Raw genomic sequence first — 14,173 nt, 5'->3', positions numbered from 1 at the left:
CCGCTTGGTCGGACAATGCCCTAGAGCTTCACCACCAACTTCCCGAAGTTGCGGCCCTTGAGCAGGCCGATGAAGGCTTCCGGCGCGCTCTCCAGCCCCTCGACGACATCCTCGCGGTAGTGGATCCGGCCCTCGCGCAGCCACTGGCCGACATCGGACAGGAAGGCCTGCTCCTGGTCGGCGAAGTCCCAGACGATGAAGCCGCGAAACGTCAGGCGCTTGCTCAGCACCGCGCGCATCAGCGCCGGCACCCGGTCGGGCCCGGGGGGCAGCTCGGTCATGTTGTAGTTGGCGACGAGGCCGCAGACCGGGATGCGGGCGAAGTCGTTCAGGAGCGGCAGCACCGCGTCGAACACCGCGCCGCCGACATTCTCGAAATAGACGTCGATGCCGTCCGGGCAGGCCGCCGCCAGCGCCCCCGGCAGGTCGCCGCCGCGGTGGTCGATCGCCGCGTCGAAGCCGAGTTCCTCCGTGAGGTGGCGGCACTTGTCGGCTCCGCCGGCGATGCCGACCGTGCGGGCCCCTTTGAGTTTGGCGATCTGGCCGACCAGCGAGCCGACCGGCCCGGTGGCGGCGGCCACCACCACGGTCTCGCCGGGCTTCGGCGCCCCGATGGTGAGCAGCCCGGTATAGGCGGTCATGCCCGGCATGCCGAGCACGCCGAGCGCCGTGGTGACGGGGGCGGCGGCAGGATCGAGCTTGCGCAGGCCCTGGCCGTTCGACACCGAAAAGTCCTGCCAGCCGCCATAGGCCAGCACCGTGTCGCCGACCGCGAAGCCCGGATGGTGCGAGGCCACCACCTCCGACACCGTGCCGCCGACCATCACGTCGTTGATCTCGACCGGCTTGGCGTAGGATTTCGCCGCGCTCATCCGGCCGCGCATGTAGGGATCGAGGGAGAGATAGCGGTTGCGCAGCAGCACCTCGCCCTCGTGCGCCACCGGCACCGTCCCGCGCTCGAGGCGGAAATGGGCCGGTGTCGGCTCGCCGTGGGGCCGGGACGCCAGGACGATGCGGCGGTTCACGTCGGACATGCGGGGTCCTCCCTGCGGGGATCGGCGGGGCCGGGATATCGGGCCGCGCTCGGCCGGATCGCAACTGGGACGGTCGGCCCCGCGCGTCAACGCCGCGCTGGAAGCCAAGTGTCAGAGCTTTAGCTCGATGGGAGGCGCCGGACGGCTGGTCCGGTGCGATCCGCGAAAGGGTTCGGCATGCTCCCGTCCTCGCTCCTCGCCGGCGCCGTCCTGGCCGGCGCCCTCCTGCTCGCCGTCTCCGTTCCGGCCGAGGCGGCCGTCTCCGACCTCGACCGCTACCGCTGGAAGTCCCGCCTCCTGGTGATCGCCGCCGAGGCCGGGGATCCCCGCGCGGCGGCACAGGAGGCGATCGCCGCGGCGGCCGGGCGCGGGATGCGCGAGCGCGACCTCGTGGTGGTGCGGGCGATCGGGGAGGGGAGGGAGGCCGCCGCGTTGCGCCGCCGCCTCGGCCTGCCGGCGACGGGGTTCCGGGCGGTGCTGGTCGGCAAGGATGGCGGGGCGAAGCTCGACGCCGCCGAGCCGATTCCGGCGGAGACCCTGTTCTCGACCATCGACGCGATGCCGATGAGGCGCGAGGAGGCGGCAGGCCGGCGGAACTGACCGACCCATGACGAGAAAAGGCCGCCCTTGCCGGGCGGCCCCTTCCGATCGTGGCCCGTCCGCGGCTCAGTAGCAGCGGGTCACGAGGACGCGGCGGTAGCCGTAGGGCGTCCAGCGGACGCGGGGCACCTCGTAGCAGCCGCCGCCATAGCCGTAATCGTAGCCCCCGCCGTAATAGCCGACCGGGGCGTAGCCGCCATAGCCGTACCCGCCGTAGCCGTAGCCGCCGTAATACGGATAGGCGGAGGCCGCCGCGAGACCGAGACCGAGGCCGATCCCGAGGCCTGCCGCGCCGTAGCCGAAGCCGCGGCGATAGCCGTACCCGCCGCGCCAGCCGCCGTAGCCGCCGCGATAGCCGCCGAAGCCCACGCCGCGGTAGCCGCCGAAGCCGCCCCGGTAGCCGCCGAACCCGACGCCCCGATAGCCGCCGCCGAAGCCCCGGCCGAAGCCGCCGCCGCCGAAGCCGCCCCGGAACCCACCGCCATGGAAGCCGCCGAAGCCGCCGCCGCCATGGAACCCACCTCCACCGAAGCCGCCGCGCGCCTCGGCGGTGGCCGGCACGACCAGCAGGGCGCCCGCGAGGGCCGCCGACGCCGCCAACATGCCTTTCATGTTCCGATCTCCTGATCGAGAAGTGTAAGCCCCCAGGCCCACAGAACGTCGCGGCGCGAAGGTTGGTTCGTGCTGCAAAACGTCACGATCGCTCTATACCGGTACGCCCAAAGCCGGTCGCACGGCGCGGGCGCGCGCCCGCGCCGGAGCGGGAACAAGAACGGAGAGGCACATGGCGGGAATGGTGGCGGGAATGGTGGCGGGAATGGCGAGAACAATCGGGGCGTTGCTGCTCGGGGCGGGCGTCTCGTGGCTCGCGGCCGGCCCTGCTCCTGCGGCGTCCGGTCCTTCCCCTGCGGCTGCATCAGCCCCGGCGGCCCTGTGCCGGCCGCAGAGCCACGAGGGCCAGGCCTATGCCGTCTGCACCGTCGACCTGCGGCGCGCCCGGGTGAAGCTGTTCTGGCGCGGGCCCGACGGGCTGCCCTACGGCTCGCTGTCGCGGCTCGCCGGCCAGCAGGGCACGGCCCTCGCCTTCGCGATGAATGCCGGGATGTACGATACCGGCCTCGCGCCCGTCGGGCTCTACGTCGAGGACGGGCGCGAGCTGAAGGCGGCCAACACCGCCAACGGCCCGGGCAACTTCCACCTCAAGCCGAACGGCGTGTTCTACGTCGCCGGGGAGCGGGCCGGGGTGCTCGAGACCGGGCGCTACCTGAAGGCCCATCCCCGGGCCGAGTTCGCGACCCAGTCCGGCCCGATGCTGGTGATCAACAACCGCATCCATCCCAAGATCTCCGAGGACGGCCCCTCGCAAAAAATCCGCAACGGCGTCGGCGTGCGACCGGACGGGCACATTGCGGTGTTCGCGATCTCGGAGGCGCCGGTGAGCTTCGGCGCCTTCGCACGGCTGTTCCGCGACGCGCTCGGCTGCCCCAACGCGCTGTTCCTCGACGGCAGCGTGTCGAGCCTCTACGCCCCGTCGATGGGCCGCCAGGACCTGAGCCGGCCGCTCGGGCCGCTCGTCGGCGCGGTGGCCAGGTGATCGAGCAGGCGACGCCGCGGGGGCGGGCGGTTCCGTTCGGCCGGGAAATGCACTAGGTGGGACCACGATGAACCGCACCGCGCTCTATGCCGGCTCCTTCGATCCGGTGACCAACGGCCATCTCGACGTGGTGCGCCAGGCCTGCCGCCTGGTCGGCCGCCTCGTGGTGGCGATCGGCGTGCATCCGGGCAAGACCCCGCTCTTCACCGCCGAGGAGCGGGCGGAGCTGATCCGGGTCACCTGCGGCCCCCTCGCCGCCGAGGCCGGGACGAGCCTCGAGGTCGTCACCTTCGCCGACCTCGCGGTGGCGGCGGCGCGCCGGCACGGTGCCAGCCTGTTCATCCGCGGTTTGCGCGACGGCACCGATCTCGACTACGAGATGCAGCTCGCCGGCATGAACGGCGCCATGGCGCCGGAGGTGCAGACCGTGTTCCTGCCGGCCTCGACCGGCGTGCGGCCGATCACCGCCACCCTGGTCCGCCAGATCGCCGCCATGGGCGGCGACGTGCGGCCCTTCGTGCCCGCGGCGGTGGCCGACCGCCTGAGCGCCCGCTTCGCCCCGTCCGCCTGACGCGGCCCGTTCCTTTCACCCAGGAGACCCCCATGATCCGCTGGCTCGCAGCCCTGGTGCTGTCCGTCGCCGCCCTGAGCCTCAATGCCCCGGCGAGCGCCGCGCCCGACCAGAACACCGTCTACCTCGACACTAAGGACGGCCGCATCACCATCCAGCTTCGCCCCGACCTCGCGCCCAAGCACGTCCAGCAGATCAAGACTCTGACGAAGCGCGGCTTCTACAACGGCATCGTCTTCCACCGCGTCATCGACGGCTTCATGGCCCAGACCGGCGACCCGACCGGCACCGGCATGGGCAAGTCCGACCTGCCGAACATCCCGGCGGAGTTCTCCAAGGCGCCGTTCAAGCGCGGCACCGTCGGCATGGCCCGCTCGCAGGACCCGAACTCGGCGAATTCCCAGTTCTTCATCTGCTTCGGCGACGCCTCGTTCCTCAACAACCAGTACACGGTGGTGGGCGAGGTGACGTCCGGCATGGATGTGGTCGACAAGATCAAGAAGGGCTCCTCGGCCCAGAACGGCACCGTGCAGAGCCCGGACAAGATCGTCCGGATGAGCCTGGCGCAGGACGGCCAATAAGCCTTGCGCGGCGGGCGCTCGCTGAACGGCATCTTGGCCAGAGGCATCTTGGCCGGCCTTGTGCTGGCTCGCGCGGCCTCGCCCGCCGCCGCGCAGTTCGACGTCTATGACAATCCCTCGGTGCTCTCGCTGCCGGCCACCTTCCGGGCGACCCTGCGGGTGCCGGTGACGATGCCGGAGGGACCGGCCGACACCCTGGCGGGGCTCGCCCCGCGTCTCGCCGCCTGCTGGCGGCCGCCGGCCGATCTCGAGGCTGCCGCGATCACCGCGCGCTTCGCGCTGCGGCGGGACGGAAGCCTCCAGGGCACCCCGAGGATCACCTTCACGCGCGTTCCGCCCCGGTGGCGGGACGCGCTCGTCGCCGAGACCCTGGCGTCGCTGGCCCGCTGCACGCCGGCGCGGCTGACGGCGGGACTCGGCGGTGCCGTCGCGGGGCGTCCCATCGCCCTGCGTTTCGTCTACCCTGGTCCGAATCAAGGAGACCGACCATGACCGACAGCAACCGACTCGTGATGGAGACCAGCAAGGGCCGCGTGGTCATCGCGCTGCGTCCGGATCTCGCCCCCAACCACGTCGAGCGGATCACGACTCTCTCGCAGCAGGGCTTCTACGACGGCGTGCCGTTCCACCGCGTGATCGACGGCTTCATGGCCCAGACCGGCGACCCGACCGGCACCGGCACCGGCGGCTCGGAGCTGCCGGACCTGAAGGCCGAGTTCAACGCCGAGCCGCACGTGCGCGGCACCTGCTCGATGGCCCGCACCAACTTCCCGCATTCGGCCAACTCGCAGTTCTTCATCTGCTTTTCCGATGCCCGCTTCCTCGACAAGCAGTACACGGTGTGGGGCAAGGTCGTTGAGGGCATGGACGTGATCGACCAGATCAAGCGCGGCGAGCCCGTGCGCGATCCCGACACCATCACGTCGATGCGCGTCGAGGCGTAAGCCTTCGCTTCGGCGGGCTGTCGTCTGTCGAGACGCGCGGGTGAACCCTCCCCCCTCTGCGGGGGGAGGGTGGCCGACGGAGTAGGCGCGGCGGGACGAAGTCCCGCCGAGAGGGCAGCGCGACGCTGATCCAGAGAGCGCCCGTCGATAGATCGCAGGTGTGGCCTTGACCTTCGAGTATCCAAAGGCCTAGCCTGCTTCGATGATCATTCGCGCCTGCAATACCGTGAGCTATCGCCCGCCCCTTCCATAGGGCGGCAACGTTCGGCTGCGACCGACGATCATACCAAGCCGCCGCATCCCGGCGGCGCTTTCATGTCCAAGGCCAGTCTCCGGGGGCGGCACGTCCACCCGCCAGGAGACGCCGCCATGCCGGCCCACCGATCCGACTTCGTCCGCGCCCTCGCCGAGCGCGGCTTCATCCATCAATGCACTGACCTCGACGGTCTCGACGTCGCTCTGAGCGGACCGCCTCGCGCGGCCTATATCGGTTTCGACGCCACCGCCGACAGCCTGCACACCGGCCACCTCATGCAAGTGATGCCGCTGCGCTGGCTGCAACGCTGCGGCCACAAGCCGATCGTCGTGATCGGCGGCGGCACCACCCGCATCGGGGATCCGAGCTTCCGCGACAGCAGCCGTCCGCTCCTCGACGAGGCGCAGATCGCGGCGAACGTGATGGGCCTGCGCCAGGTCTTCGGCCGCTACCTGACCTTCGGCGACGGCGCGACCGACGCGGTGCTCGTCAACAATGCCGATTGGCTCGATGCGCTGCACCTCATCCCCTTTCTCCGGGATGTCGGACGACACTTCACGGTCAACCGCATGCTGAGCTTCGACAGCGTCCGGACGCGCCTCGACCGTGAGGAGCCGCTGACGCTGCTGGAGTTCAACTACATGATCCTCCAGGCCTTCGACTTCCTCGAACTGTCGCGCCGTCACGGCTGCATCCTGCAGATGGGCGGCTCGGACCAATGGGGCAACATCGTCAACGGCCTGGAGCTTGGTCGCCGGGTCGACCAGCGCCAGCTCTTCGGGCTGACGACGCCGCTGCTCACCACCGCATCAGGGACGAAGATGGGCAAGACGGCAGGCGGTGCGGTCTGGCTCAACGCGGATCGCCTCGCGCCCTACGGGTTCTGGCAGTTCTGGCGCAACACCGAGGATGCGGATGTCGGGCGGTTCCTGCGCCTGTTCACCGACCTGCCGCTCGACGAGATCGCGCGGCTGGAGGCCCTGGAGGGGACCGAGATCAATGCGGCCAAGGCGGTGCTGGCGCACGAGGCAACGAAGCTCGCCCACGGCGAAGCCGCGGCCCTCGCGGCGGCAGGAGCGGCTCGGGAGGCCTTTTCGGGGGGCGCGGCTCTGGACGGCCTGCCGACCATCGTCGTGGAGCGTGACGCGATAACCCGGGGGATCAGCGTCGTGGACCTGCTCGTCGCGGCCGGTCTTGTCGGCTCGAAGAGTGAAGCCCGCCGCCTGATCGCCGGACGGGGAGCCCGGCTCAATGATGCAATGGTCAGCAACGGGGACGCCGTCGTGACAATCGCCGATGTCGGGGCAGCGGGGATGAAGGTGAGCTACGGTCGCAAGCGGCACGTCGTCGTCCGCATTGACGGGTGATCGAGGGGGAGTGGGGCGGAGCGTCCTTCAAGGGAGTGGCGGAGGCGCCTCGCCCGCGACCAGCCGCTCCGCCGAGAAGAAATCCTCCGGCGTGTTGAGGTTCAGGAACGGGTCCACCGGCTCCGTCTCCCACGCCGCCTCCGCGGCGTTGTGCCGGGCGATCCACATCCCGACCCGCCGTAGGCCCCGCTCGACCAAAGCCGTCCGCAGGTCGTGGCGCAGGGACACCGCCCAGACCCCGTTCACGAAATGCAGTTGCCCCCCGGAGGCCGCGACCGCCATCTCGACGCCGTCGCGGGCCCGCGCCGCATGCAGGCGGGCGACGAAGTCGTGCGGCAGGAACGGCGTGTCGCCGGCGACGCTCGCCACGTAAGCCACGTCCGGATGGTGCGCGGCGCAGAAATCGAGGGCGGCGAGCACGCCGGCGAGCGGCCCGGGCGCGTCGGGAAGCGAATCCGGCACCACGAAGCCCGTGAAGGCGCGAAACCGTGCCGGATCGCCGTTGGCGTTGAGGATCAGCCCGGCGGCGCATTGCGGGCGCAACCGATCGGTGACCCGTTCGAGCAGGGTCCTGTCGCCGAGCCGCAGCAGCGGCTTGTCGCCGCCGCCCATCCGGCGGGCGAGCCCGCCGGCCAGGATCACCCCAAGGGTCGGGGGCACGCTCACTCGATCACGATCCGCGGTGCCGGGCGCGGGCCGGCGCCGCCGCTGAGATTGGCCCAGAGCGCCGAAGCGATCGCCCGGTAGGCGGCGGCCTGCGGCCCGTCGGGATCGACCGCCACCACCGGCCGGCCGGCGTCGGACGATTCACGGATCGTCATGTTGAGCGGCACCTCGCCGAGGAACGGCACACCCATCGTCTCGGCCTCGTGGCGGGCGCCGCCATGGCCGAAGATGTGCGAGGTGCCGCCGCAATGCGGGCAGACGAAGGTCGCCATGTTCTCGACCACGCCGAGGATCGGCACCTCGACCCGGCGGAACATCGTGACGGCGCGGCGGGCGTCGATCAGCGCCAGGTCCTGCGGCGTCGAGACGATCACCGCGCCGGCGAGCGGCGTCGCCTGGGCGAGCGTCAGCTGCGCGTCGCCGGTGCCGGGGGGCATGTCGACGATCAGCACGTCGAGCTCGCCCCAGGCGACCTCGCGCAGGAGCTGGGTCAGGGCCGATTGCACCATCGGGCCGCGCCAGATCATCGCCGTGTCGGCGGAGATCAGGAAGCCGATCGACATCACGGCGAGGCCGTAGCCGTTGAGCGGCACGATGCGCTGCCCCTGCGGCGTGTTGACCGTCTCGGGCTTGCGGTCGAGGCCGAAGAGCTTGGGGACCGAGGGGCCGTAGATGTCGGCATCGAGCAGGCCGACCTTGAGACCTTGCGCCCGCAGCGCCAGGGCGAGGTTGCAGGCGGTGGTCGACTTGCCGACGCCGCCCTTGCCCGAGGCCACCGCCACGATGTGGCGCACACCCGGCACGGCCGGGCCGGGCCGGGGCCCGCCCTGGGGGGCGCCGCCCGGAGCGGCGGGGCGGGGGGCGGCGCCCGATCCAGACGAGCTCGGCCCGCGCTCGGCGGTGAGGCTCGCCAGCGCCGCCTTGACGCCGGGAAGTTTCAGCACCGCGATCTCGGCCGCCTGCCGCACCGCCTCGAAGGTCTTGGCCTCCGGCGGCGCGATGCCGATCGAGAAGACGACGCGGCCGGAGGGGTCGATGACGATCTCCGACAGGCGGCCGGAGGCCGGCAGGCTGGTCCCCGCCGCATCGACCGTCACGCCCGCGAGCGCCTTCAGCACGTCATCCCGGGTGATCGCCACGTCGTCTCGCTCCTGTTCGCCGCGCGTCCGCTCCCGGTCATGTAACCCCTGCGCGGGGAAACACCAGCGCGGCGGCAGCGGCCATCGGTGGGGGGCGGCGTGGGGCCCTGGCTCCGCGGGCGAGTTTCACGGGTGGCGTGCCCGCTGCGAGTCCGGCCGAAAATAGTCGATCATCCCGCCAAGGACGCCGCTTCCTGCCGCGTCCGAAGGATCGGAGCGGGGCCGGTGGGCCGCGCAATGGGGCGAAACCTCGGGCATGCAGCCTCTCGCGACACAGATAGACGAGACCGGGGACGGGCCGCTCCGCGGAACGGCGGCGCCGGACCCCGATGCCGACCTCGCGGCCCGGGCGGCGCGGGGCGACCGCGCGGCCTTCGAGGCGCTGCTGCGGCGGCACTACGACCGCATGCACCGCGTCGCCTGGCGCATGACCGGCTCGCGCCACGACGCCGAGGACGTGGTGCAGGAGGTGTGCTGCGCCCTGGTGGAGCGGATCGCGGGCTTTCGCGGCGAGGCCCGGGTCTCGACCTGGCTGTTCGGCATCGTGGTCAATGCCTGCCGCGACCATCACCGCCGCCGCACCACCCTGGCGCGGATGAAGGAGGGCCTCGGCACGCTGCTGCGCCTCGGGCCCGCCCCCGACGGACGCGACCTCTACCGCCGCGCCTGGCTCGCCGGAGCGCTCGCCCGCCTCGATCCCGCCTTGCGCGAGACCGTGGTGCTGGTGGCAGGCGAGGGCCTGACCCATGCCGAGGCCGGCCGGGCGCTCGGCGTCGCCGAGGCCACGGTGTCCTGGCGCCTGCACGAGGCCCGCCGCCGTCTCAAGGGCGATCCGCTCACGACCGATCCGGAGGAGCGCCATGGCGCCTGACACCGATGTCCTGCCCCCTGCGCCGGCCCCCGACGCCGAGGCCCGCGAGCGGGCGCTCGCCGCCGCCCTCGCCCGGTTCGATGCCGCGCAGGGCGACAATGATCGGGCCACCGCCCAAGCTTCCGCCGGGCCGGCGCGTCGCACGGAGCGTCGATCCCCTGTGGGAGGCCCGCTGATGCTCCGCACCCGTCCCCTCGTCGCCGCCACCCTGGTCGCCGCCCTCGCGGCTCCCGCCGCCTGGACCATCCTGCTGCGCGAGCGCGAGACAGCGCCCCCGGCACCGGAGGCGGTGGTACCGCCCCCGCCCGCCGCCCCGGCTCCCGTCGCCGCGGGATCCGCGCGGCCTGCCGCGCCACCACCGCCCGCCGCCCCGGCGCCCGCGTGGCACGCCGCGCCGCTTGCCGTGACGGCCCCGCTGGCTCAATGGACGCTCCCCGAAGCCGCCCACGACCATCAGGATTTCGCCAGGAACCGGAACCGCGAAGCGCCGGCTTCCCGTGGGCTGATAACGAGGCCCGCCGCCCCGGCCGCGGACGCGCGCCCGGCTCCCGCCGAGCCCACGGGCCGCGACCGCTTCCCGCAGGCGCAGCCAAGCGGCTTCCAGGCGGTAGCGCAGGCGCCGGTCTCGACCTTCTCGATCGACGTCGACACGGCGTCCTACGCCTTCGTGCGGGCGAGCCTGAACCGCAACGTCCTGCCGCCGCCGGACGCCGTGCGCGTCGAGGAGCTGATCAACTACTTCCCCTACGCCTACCCGGCGCCGACGAGCCCGGAGGAGCCGTTCCGGATCACCACCTCGGTCTTCCCGAGCCCCTGGGCCGAGGGGCGCAAGCTGGTGCAGGTCGGCATCAAGGGCTACGCCGTGGCGCCGGAGACCCGGCCCCCGGCCAACCTGGTCTTCCTGGTCGACACCTCCGGCTCGATGGCCGGACCGAACCGGCTGCCCCTCGTCAAGCAGGCGCTCGGCCTGCTGCTCACGAAGCTCGACGCCCGCGACCGGGTCGCGATCGTGGCCTATGCCGGCGAGGCCGGCACGGTGCTGCCCCCCACCCCGGCGAGCGAGCGCCAGAAGATTCTGGCCGCGATCGACGGCCTCGGCGCCGGCGGCGGCACGGCCGGCGGCGAGGGCCTGCGCCAGGCCTATGCGCTGGCCGAGCAGGGCTTCGAGGCCAAGGCGGTCAACCGGGTGGTGCTCACCACCGACGGCGATTTCAACCTCGGCATCACGGACCGGGACGAGCTGAAGGGCTTCATCGCCCGCAAGCGCGCGACCGGCATCTTCCTGTCGGTGCTCGGCTTCGGCATGGGCAACCACAACGACGCGCTGATGCAGGCGCTGGCCCAGACCGGCAACGGCGCTGCCGCCTACATCGACACCCTGAACGAGGCCCGCAAGGTGCTGGTGGAGGAGGCGACCTCGACGCTGGTGCCGATCGCCAAGGACGTGAAGATCCAGGTCGAGTTCAACCCAAGCCAGATCGCCGAGTACCGGCTGATCGGCTACGAGACCCGCGCCTTGCGCCGCGACGACTTCGCCAACGACAAAGTCGATGCCGGCGAGGTCGGCTCGGGCCAGAGCGTGACGGCGCTCTACGAGGTGGTGCCGGTCGGCGGCCCGCGGACGATGCCGGATCTGCGCTATGGCGCGACAGCCCCGGCGGCGGCGGCCGCGCCGAGCGACTACGCGCATGTGGCGATCCGCTACAAGCGGCCGGACGCGGAGACGAGCCGGCTGATCGAGGCGGTGATCGACCCGGGCCAGGAGGTGAAGACCTTCGCCGAGGCGCCGCAGGAGGCCCGCTTCGCCGCCGCCGTGGCCGCCTTCGGCGAGATCCTGCGCGGCGGCGCCCATACCGGCCGTTTCGGCTACGGCGACGTCGCGCGGCTCGCCGCCGGAGCGAGGGGGGAGGACCCGTTCGGCTACCGGGCGGAGTTCGTCGGCCTCGCCCGCGCCGCGGAGAGTGCCGCGGCTTTGGCACCGGCGCCGCGCTGAGGCGGCCTCAAGGGTTCGCCTCCGAGAAGGAAGGGTTCGCCTCCGAGAAGGTCAGCCGCCCGCCCTTCTCCGGGGTGTAGGCGACCCCGGAGAGATTCTGCACCCAGTCGTGATCGTGCAGGGCCTCGGCCCCGAGCGTCGTGGCGAGGGCCACCACCCGGGCGCCGGAGGCCCGGCCCGCCGCGAGGCCGGCCGGCGCGTCCTCGAACACCACGGCCCGCTCGATCGGGCAGCCCAGGCGCCGGGCGGCCTGGAGATAGCCCGCCGGGTCGGGCTTGCCGGCCGCGACATCCTCCGCCGCGACCAGTACCTCCGGCAAGGGCAGGCCGGCCTCCCCGAGCCACGACCGGGCGATGGCCCGGTCGGCCGAGGTGACGACCGCCCAGCGCGAGCCAGGGAGGGTGCGCAGCAGGCCGGCGGCGCCGGGAACCGCCACGAGGCCCTCGCGCGCGGTCGCCGCCGCCGCGGTGAGGGCGGCCGCCTCCGCTTCGGGATCGAGATCCGGTGGGGCGAAAAGCCGGACGGTGTCGATCGTGCGCCGTCCATGCGAGACCCGCAGCAGCGACGCGGCGTCGATGCCGTGCCGGTCGCACCAGCCGCGCCACAGACCGGTGATGACGCGGGTCGAATCGACCAGCGTCCCGTCCATGTCGAAGAGCAGGGCCTCGGCGGCCATCGTCGTTCCGGCGGTGATGCGCATCAGGGGCCCGGTCGCGGGTGCGGATCCGCTCCCTTATCGGGAATTCCCTTGTGGCAGGAAGGCCCGCGCGCCCGTGCCCGTATCCCGCACCTCCTCGACCGGCGCGCCGTAGAGCCGGCCGAGGGTCGGGGCGTCCAGCACCGCGGCCACCGGCCCGGCGGCGAGGGCCGAGCCGCCGCGCAGGAGCAGCGCCCGGTCGGCGTAGCGGGCGGCCTGGTTGGGGTCGTGGGTGGTGAAGATGAGGCCGAGCCCGTCGGCGCGCAGGCGCAGGATCTCGGCCATCACCCGGCCCTGGTTGCCGAAATCGAGGCTGGCGGTCGGCTCGTCGAGCACCACGATCCGGGGGTCCTGCGCCAGCGCCCGGGCGACCAGCACCAATTGCCGCTCGCCGCCGGAGAGCCGCGTCACCGGCCGCTCGGCGAGGTGGGCGATGCCCATTCGGGCGAGCGCCGCCTCCGCCGCCGCGTGGTCGGCCCGGGACGGGGCGGAGAGCAGGCCGGTGCGGCTGGTCCGCCCCATCAGCACCACGGCCCGCGCCGTGAACGCGAAGGCGCTGGCACCCGCCTGCGGCACGTAGGCCATCGCCCGCGCCCGCTCCCGGGCGGTGAGATCGGCGAGCGGCCGGCCCTCGACCCGGATCGTGCCGGCGAGCGCCGGCAGCAGGCCGAGCAAGGTCTTCAGGAGCGTGGTCTTGCCGCCGCCATTCGGCCCGAGCAGCGCCAGCGCCTCGCCGGCGGCCAGATGCACCGAGAGATCGCGGCCGATCTCCCGGCCGGGATAGCCGAAGGCGAGGTCGGCGGCGTCGAGCAGGGTCACGACCAGTCGCGCTCCGCCCGGGCGAGCAGCCACAGGAAGACCGGCGTGCCGACGACGGCGGTGAGGATGCCGAGCGGCACCTCGACCGGCGCCACCGTGCGGGCGAGGGTGTCGATGGTCAGCAGCGTCCCGGCGCCCAGCAGCGCCGCGGTCGGGATCAGCCGGCCGAAGCCGGGGCCGACCAGGAATCGGGCGAGATGCGGCACCACCAGCCCGACCCAGCCGACGATGCCCGCCGCCGCGACGCTCGCCGCCGTGACCAGGGTGGCGGCGGCCACGACGGTGATCCGGAGGGGACCGGTGGCGAGGCCGAGCGAGCGCGCCTCCTCGTCCGGCAGGGACAGCACGTCGAGGCGCCAGCGCAACAGGAGCAGGAGACCGGTGCCGAGGACCACCGGCCCGGCCAGCGGCACGAGGTCGGAGGGGTGCGTCCCCGACAGGCTGCCGAGCAGCCAGAAGGTCATCGCCGGGAGCTGGTTGTAGGGATCGGCCAGGTACTTGATCAGCCCGACCCCGGCGCCGAGGAGCGAGCCGATGACGACGCCCGCGAGCACCAGCACCAGGACGGGATCGCGCCCCGACAGGGCGGCCCCGAGACCGTAGACGCAGGCGACCGCCAGCAGCCCGCCGGCGAAGGCCAGCCCCTCGATCGCCAGCACACCAAGGGAGAGCCAGATGCCCAGGACGGCACCGAGTGCCGCCCCCGAGGAGGCGCCGAGGATGTCGGGCGAGACCAGGGGATTGCGAAAGAGGCCCTGGAAGGCGGTGCCGGCGACCGAGAGCGCCGCGCCGATCAGGATCGCGGCGGCGATGCGCGGCCCGCGGATCTGCAGGACCACCGCCTCGACCGCCGGCGCCACGTCGGGGGCGTGGCCGGTCAGCCGGCCGAGAAGCACCCGGGCGACGTCGAGGAGCGAGACGGGATAGCGACCGACCCCGAAGGCGAGGGCGGCGGCGAGCACCAGGGCGAGGAGGGCGAGCCAGGGTCCGCCGAGCCGGATGGCCCGGGCGCCGGCCGAGGCGGCGGCATGAGCGATGCCG

General features: G+C 72.8%; 16 protein-coding genes. 9 read left to right on the top strand and 7 right to left on the bottom strand.

Features of this window, described 5'->3' with window-relative positions; translation table 11 throughout:
* Positions 1-20: 20 nt before the first annotated feature.
* Positions 21-1,034 carry an NADP-dependent oxidoreductase gene (locus tag FF100_RS08270; RefSeq protein ID WP_139035083.1) on the bottom strand — a complete coding sequence of 338 codons (1,014 nt, stop codon included), beginning with the start codon at positions 1,032-1,034 and terminating at the stop codon, positions 21-23.
* Between the two features lie 177 nt (positions 1,035-1,211).
* Here FF100_RS08270 and FF100_RS08265 point away from each other — a divergent pair, with 177 nt between their 5' ends.
* Positions 1,212-1,634 carry a DUF4174 domain-containing protein gene (locus FF100_RS08265; RefSeq protein WP_139035082.1) on the top strand — a complete coding sequence of 141 codons (423 nt, stop codon included), beginning with the start codon at positions 1,212-1,214 and terminating at the stop codon, positions 1,632-1,634.
* Positions 1,635-1,700: 66 nt separating this feature from the next.
* Here the strand turns inward: FF100_RS08265 and FF100_RS08260 are convergent, their stop codons facing one another.
* Positions 1,701-2,246, bottom strand: coding sequence for a hypothetical protein (locus FF100_RS08260; protein ID WP_139035081.1), 546 nt, complete (start codon positions 2,244-2,246; stop codon positions 1,701-1,703).
* 205 nt (positions 2,247-2,451) lie between these two features.
* Here FF100_RS08260 and FF100_RS08255 point away from each other — a divergent pair, with 205 nt between their 5' ends.
* The 6 genes from FF100_RS08255 to tyrS all read left to right on the top strand — a co-directional run bounded on the left by FF100_RS08255 (position 2,452) and on the right by tyrS (position 6,947).
* Positions 2,452-3,228, top strand: coding sequence for a phosphodiester glycosidase family protein (locus FF100_RS08255; protein WP_139035080.1), 777 nt, complete (start codon positions 2,452-2,454; stop codon positions 3,226-3,228).
* A gap of 67 nt (positions 3,229-3,295) precedes the next feature.
* Positions 3,296-3,799 carry a pantetheine-phosphate adenylyltransferase gene (gene coaD, locus FF100_RS08250; RefSeq protein WP_139035079.1) on the top strand — a complete coding sequence of 168 codons (504 nt, stop codon included), beginning with the start codon at positions 3,296-3,298 and terminating at the stop codon, positions 3,797-3,799.
* 32 nt (positions 3,800-3,831) lie between these two features.
* Positions 3,832-4,380 (top strand): peptidylprolyl isomerase, encoded by a 549-nt coding sequence (locus FF100_RS08245; RefSeq protein WP_139035078.1) that lies wholly within the window; start codon positions 3,832-3,834, stop codon positions 4,378-4,380.
* A 45-nt stretch (positions 4,381-4,425) separates the two neighbouring features.
* A complete protein-coding gene (locus FF100_RS08240; RefSeq protein ID WP_425463299.1) occupies positions 4,426-4,872 on the top strand; it encodes a hypothetical protein in 447 nt (148 codons plus the stop codon).
* On the top strand, positions 4,869-5,324 hold the full coding sequence (locus FF100_RS08235) for a peptidylprolyl isomerase (RefSeq protein WP_139035077.1): 456 nt from the start codon (positions 4,869-4,871) through the stop codon (positions 5,322-5,324). The genes FF100_RS08240 and FF100_RS08235 overlap by 4 nt, the downstream gene beginning before the upstream one ends.
* A 369-nt stretch (positions 5,325-5,693) precedes the next feature.
* A complete protein-coding gene (gene tyrS / locus FF100_RS08230; protein ID WP_139035076.1) occupies positions 5,694-6,947 on the top strand; it encodes a tyrosine--tRNA ligase in 1,254 nt (417 codons plus the stop codon).
* Between the two features lie 27 nt (positions 6,948-6,974).
* Here the strand turns inward: tyrS and mobA are convergent, their stop codons facing one another.
* Positions 6,975-7,613, bottom strand: coding sequence for a molybdenum cofactor guanylyltransferase MobA (gene mobA, locus FF100_RS08225; protein ID WP_139035075.1), 639 nt, complete (start codon positions 7,611-7,613; stop codon positions 6,975-6,977).
* Complete coding sequence (locus tag FF100_RS08220; RefSeq protein WP_139035074.1) at positions 7,610-8,752, bottom strand: Mrp/NBP35 family ATP-binding protein; 1,143 nt, start codon at positions 8,750-8,752, stop codon at positions 7,610-7,612. The genes mobA and FF100_RS08220 overlap by 4 nt, the downstream gene beginning before the upstream one ends.
* A 256-nt stretch (positions 8,753-9,008) precedes the next feature.
* Between FF100_RS08220 and FF100_RS08215 the strand changes: the two genes are divergently transcribed.
* Both FF100_RS08215 and FF100_RS08210 read left to right on the top strand, forming a co-directional pair.
* A complete protein-coding gene (locus FF100_RS08215; RefSeq protein ID WP_139035073.1) occupies positions 9,009-9,623 on the top strand; it encodes an RNA polymerase sigma factor in 615 nt (204 codons plus the stop codon).
* Positions 9,613-11,616 (top strand): vWA domain-containing protein, encoded by a 2,004-nt coding sequence (locus FF100_RS08210; RefSeq protein ID WP_171070095.1) that lies wholly within the window; start codon positions 9,613-9,615, stop codon positions 11,614-11,616. The genes FF100_RS08215 and FF100_RS08210 overlap by 11 nt, the downstream gene beginning before the upstream one ends.
* A 7-nt stretch (positions 11,617-11,623) precedes the next feature.
* On the opposite strand, the gene FF100_RS08205 is transcribed toward FF100_RS08210, so the two are convergent.
* Genes FF100_RS08205 through FF100_RS08195 form a run of 3 tightly spaced genes read right to left on the bottom strand, consistent with a single transcriptional unit; the run spans position 11,624 to position 14,169 of the window.
* The gene (locus FF100_RS08205) at positions 11,624-12,316 is read right to left on the bottom strand and encodes an HAD-IA family hydrolase (protein ID WP_139035072.1); all 693 of its coding nucleotides are present in this window, start codon (positions 12,314-12,316) and stop codon (positions 11,624-11,626) included.
* A 33-nt stretch (positions 12,317-12,349) separates the two neighbouring features.
* Positions 12,350-13,132 carry an ABC transporter ATP-binding protein gene (locus FF100_RS08200; RefSeq protein ID WP_139035071.1) on the bottom strand — a complete coding sequence of 261 codons (783 nt, stop codon included), beginning with the start codon at positions 13,130-13,132 and terminating at the stop codon, positions 12,350-12,352.
* Positions 13,129-14,169, bottom strand: coding sequence for a FecCD family ABC transporter permease (locus FF100_RS08195; RefSeq protein WP_425463298.1), 1,041 nt, complete (start codon positions 14,167-14,169; stop codon positions 13,129-13,131). The genes FF100_RS08200 and FF100_RS08195 overlap by 4 nt, the downstream gene beginning before the upstream one ends.
* Between the last annotated feature and the right edge of the window lie 4 nt (positions 14,170-14,173).

Origin of the sequence: Methylobacterium terricola, assembly GCF_006151805.1 — a bacterium.
Taxonomy (GTDB): Bacteria; Pseudomonadota; Alphaproteobacteria; order Rhizobiales; family Beijerinckiaceae; genus Methylobacterium; species Methylobacterium terricola.
Note: the sequence above shows the minus strand (reverse complement) of the source record. Positions and strands in the feature narration are given on the sequence as shown.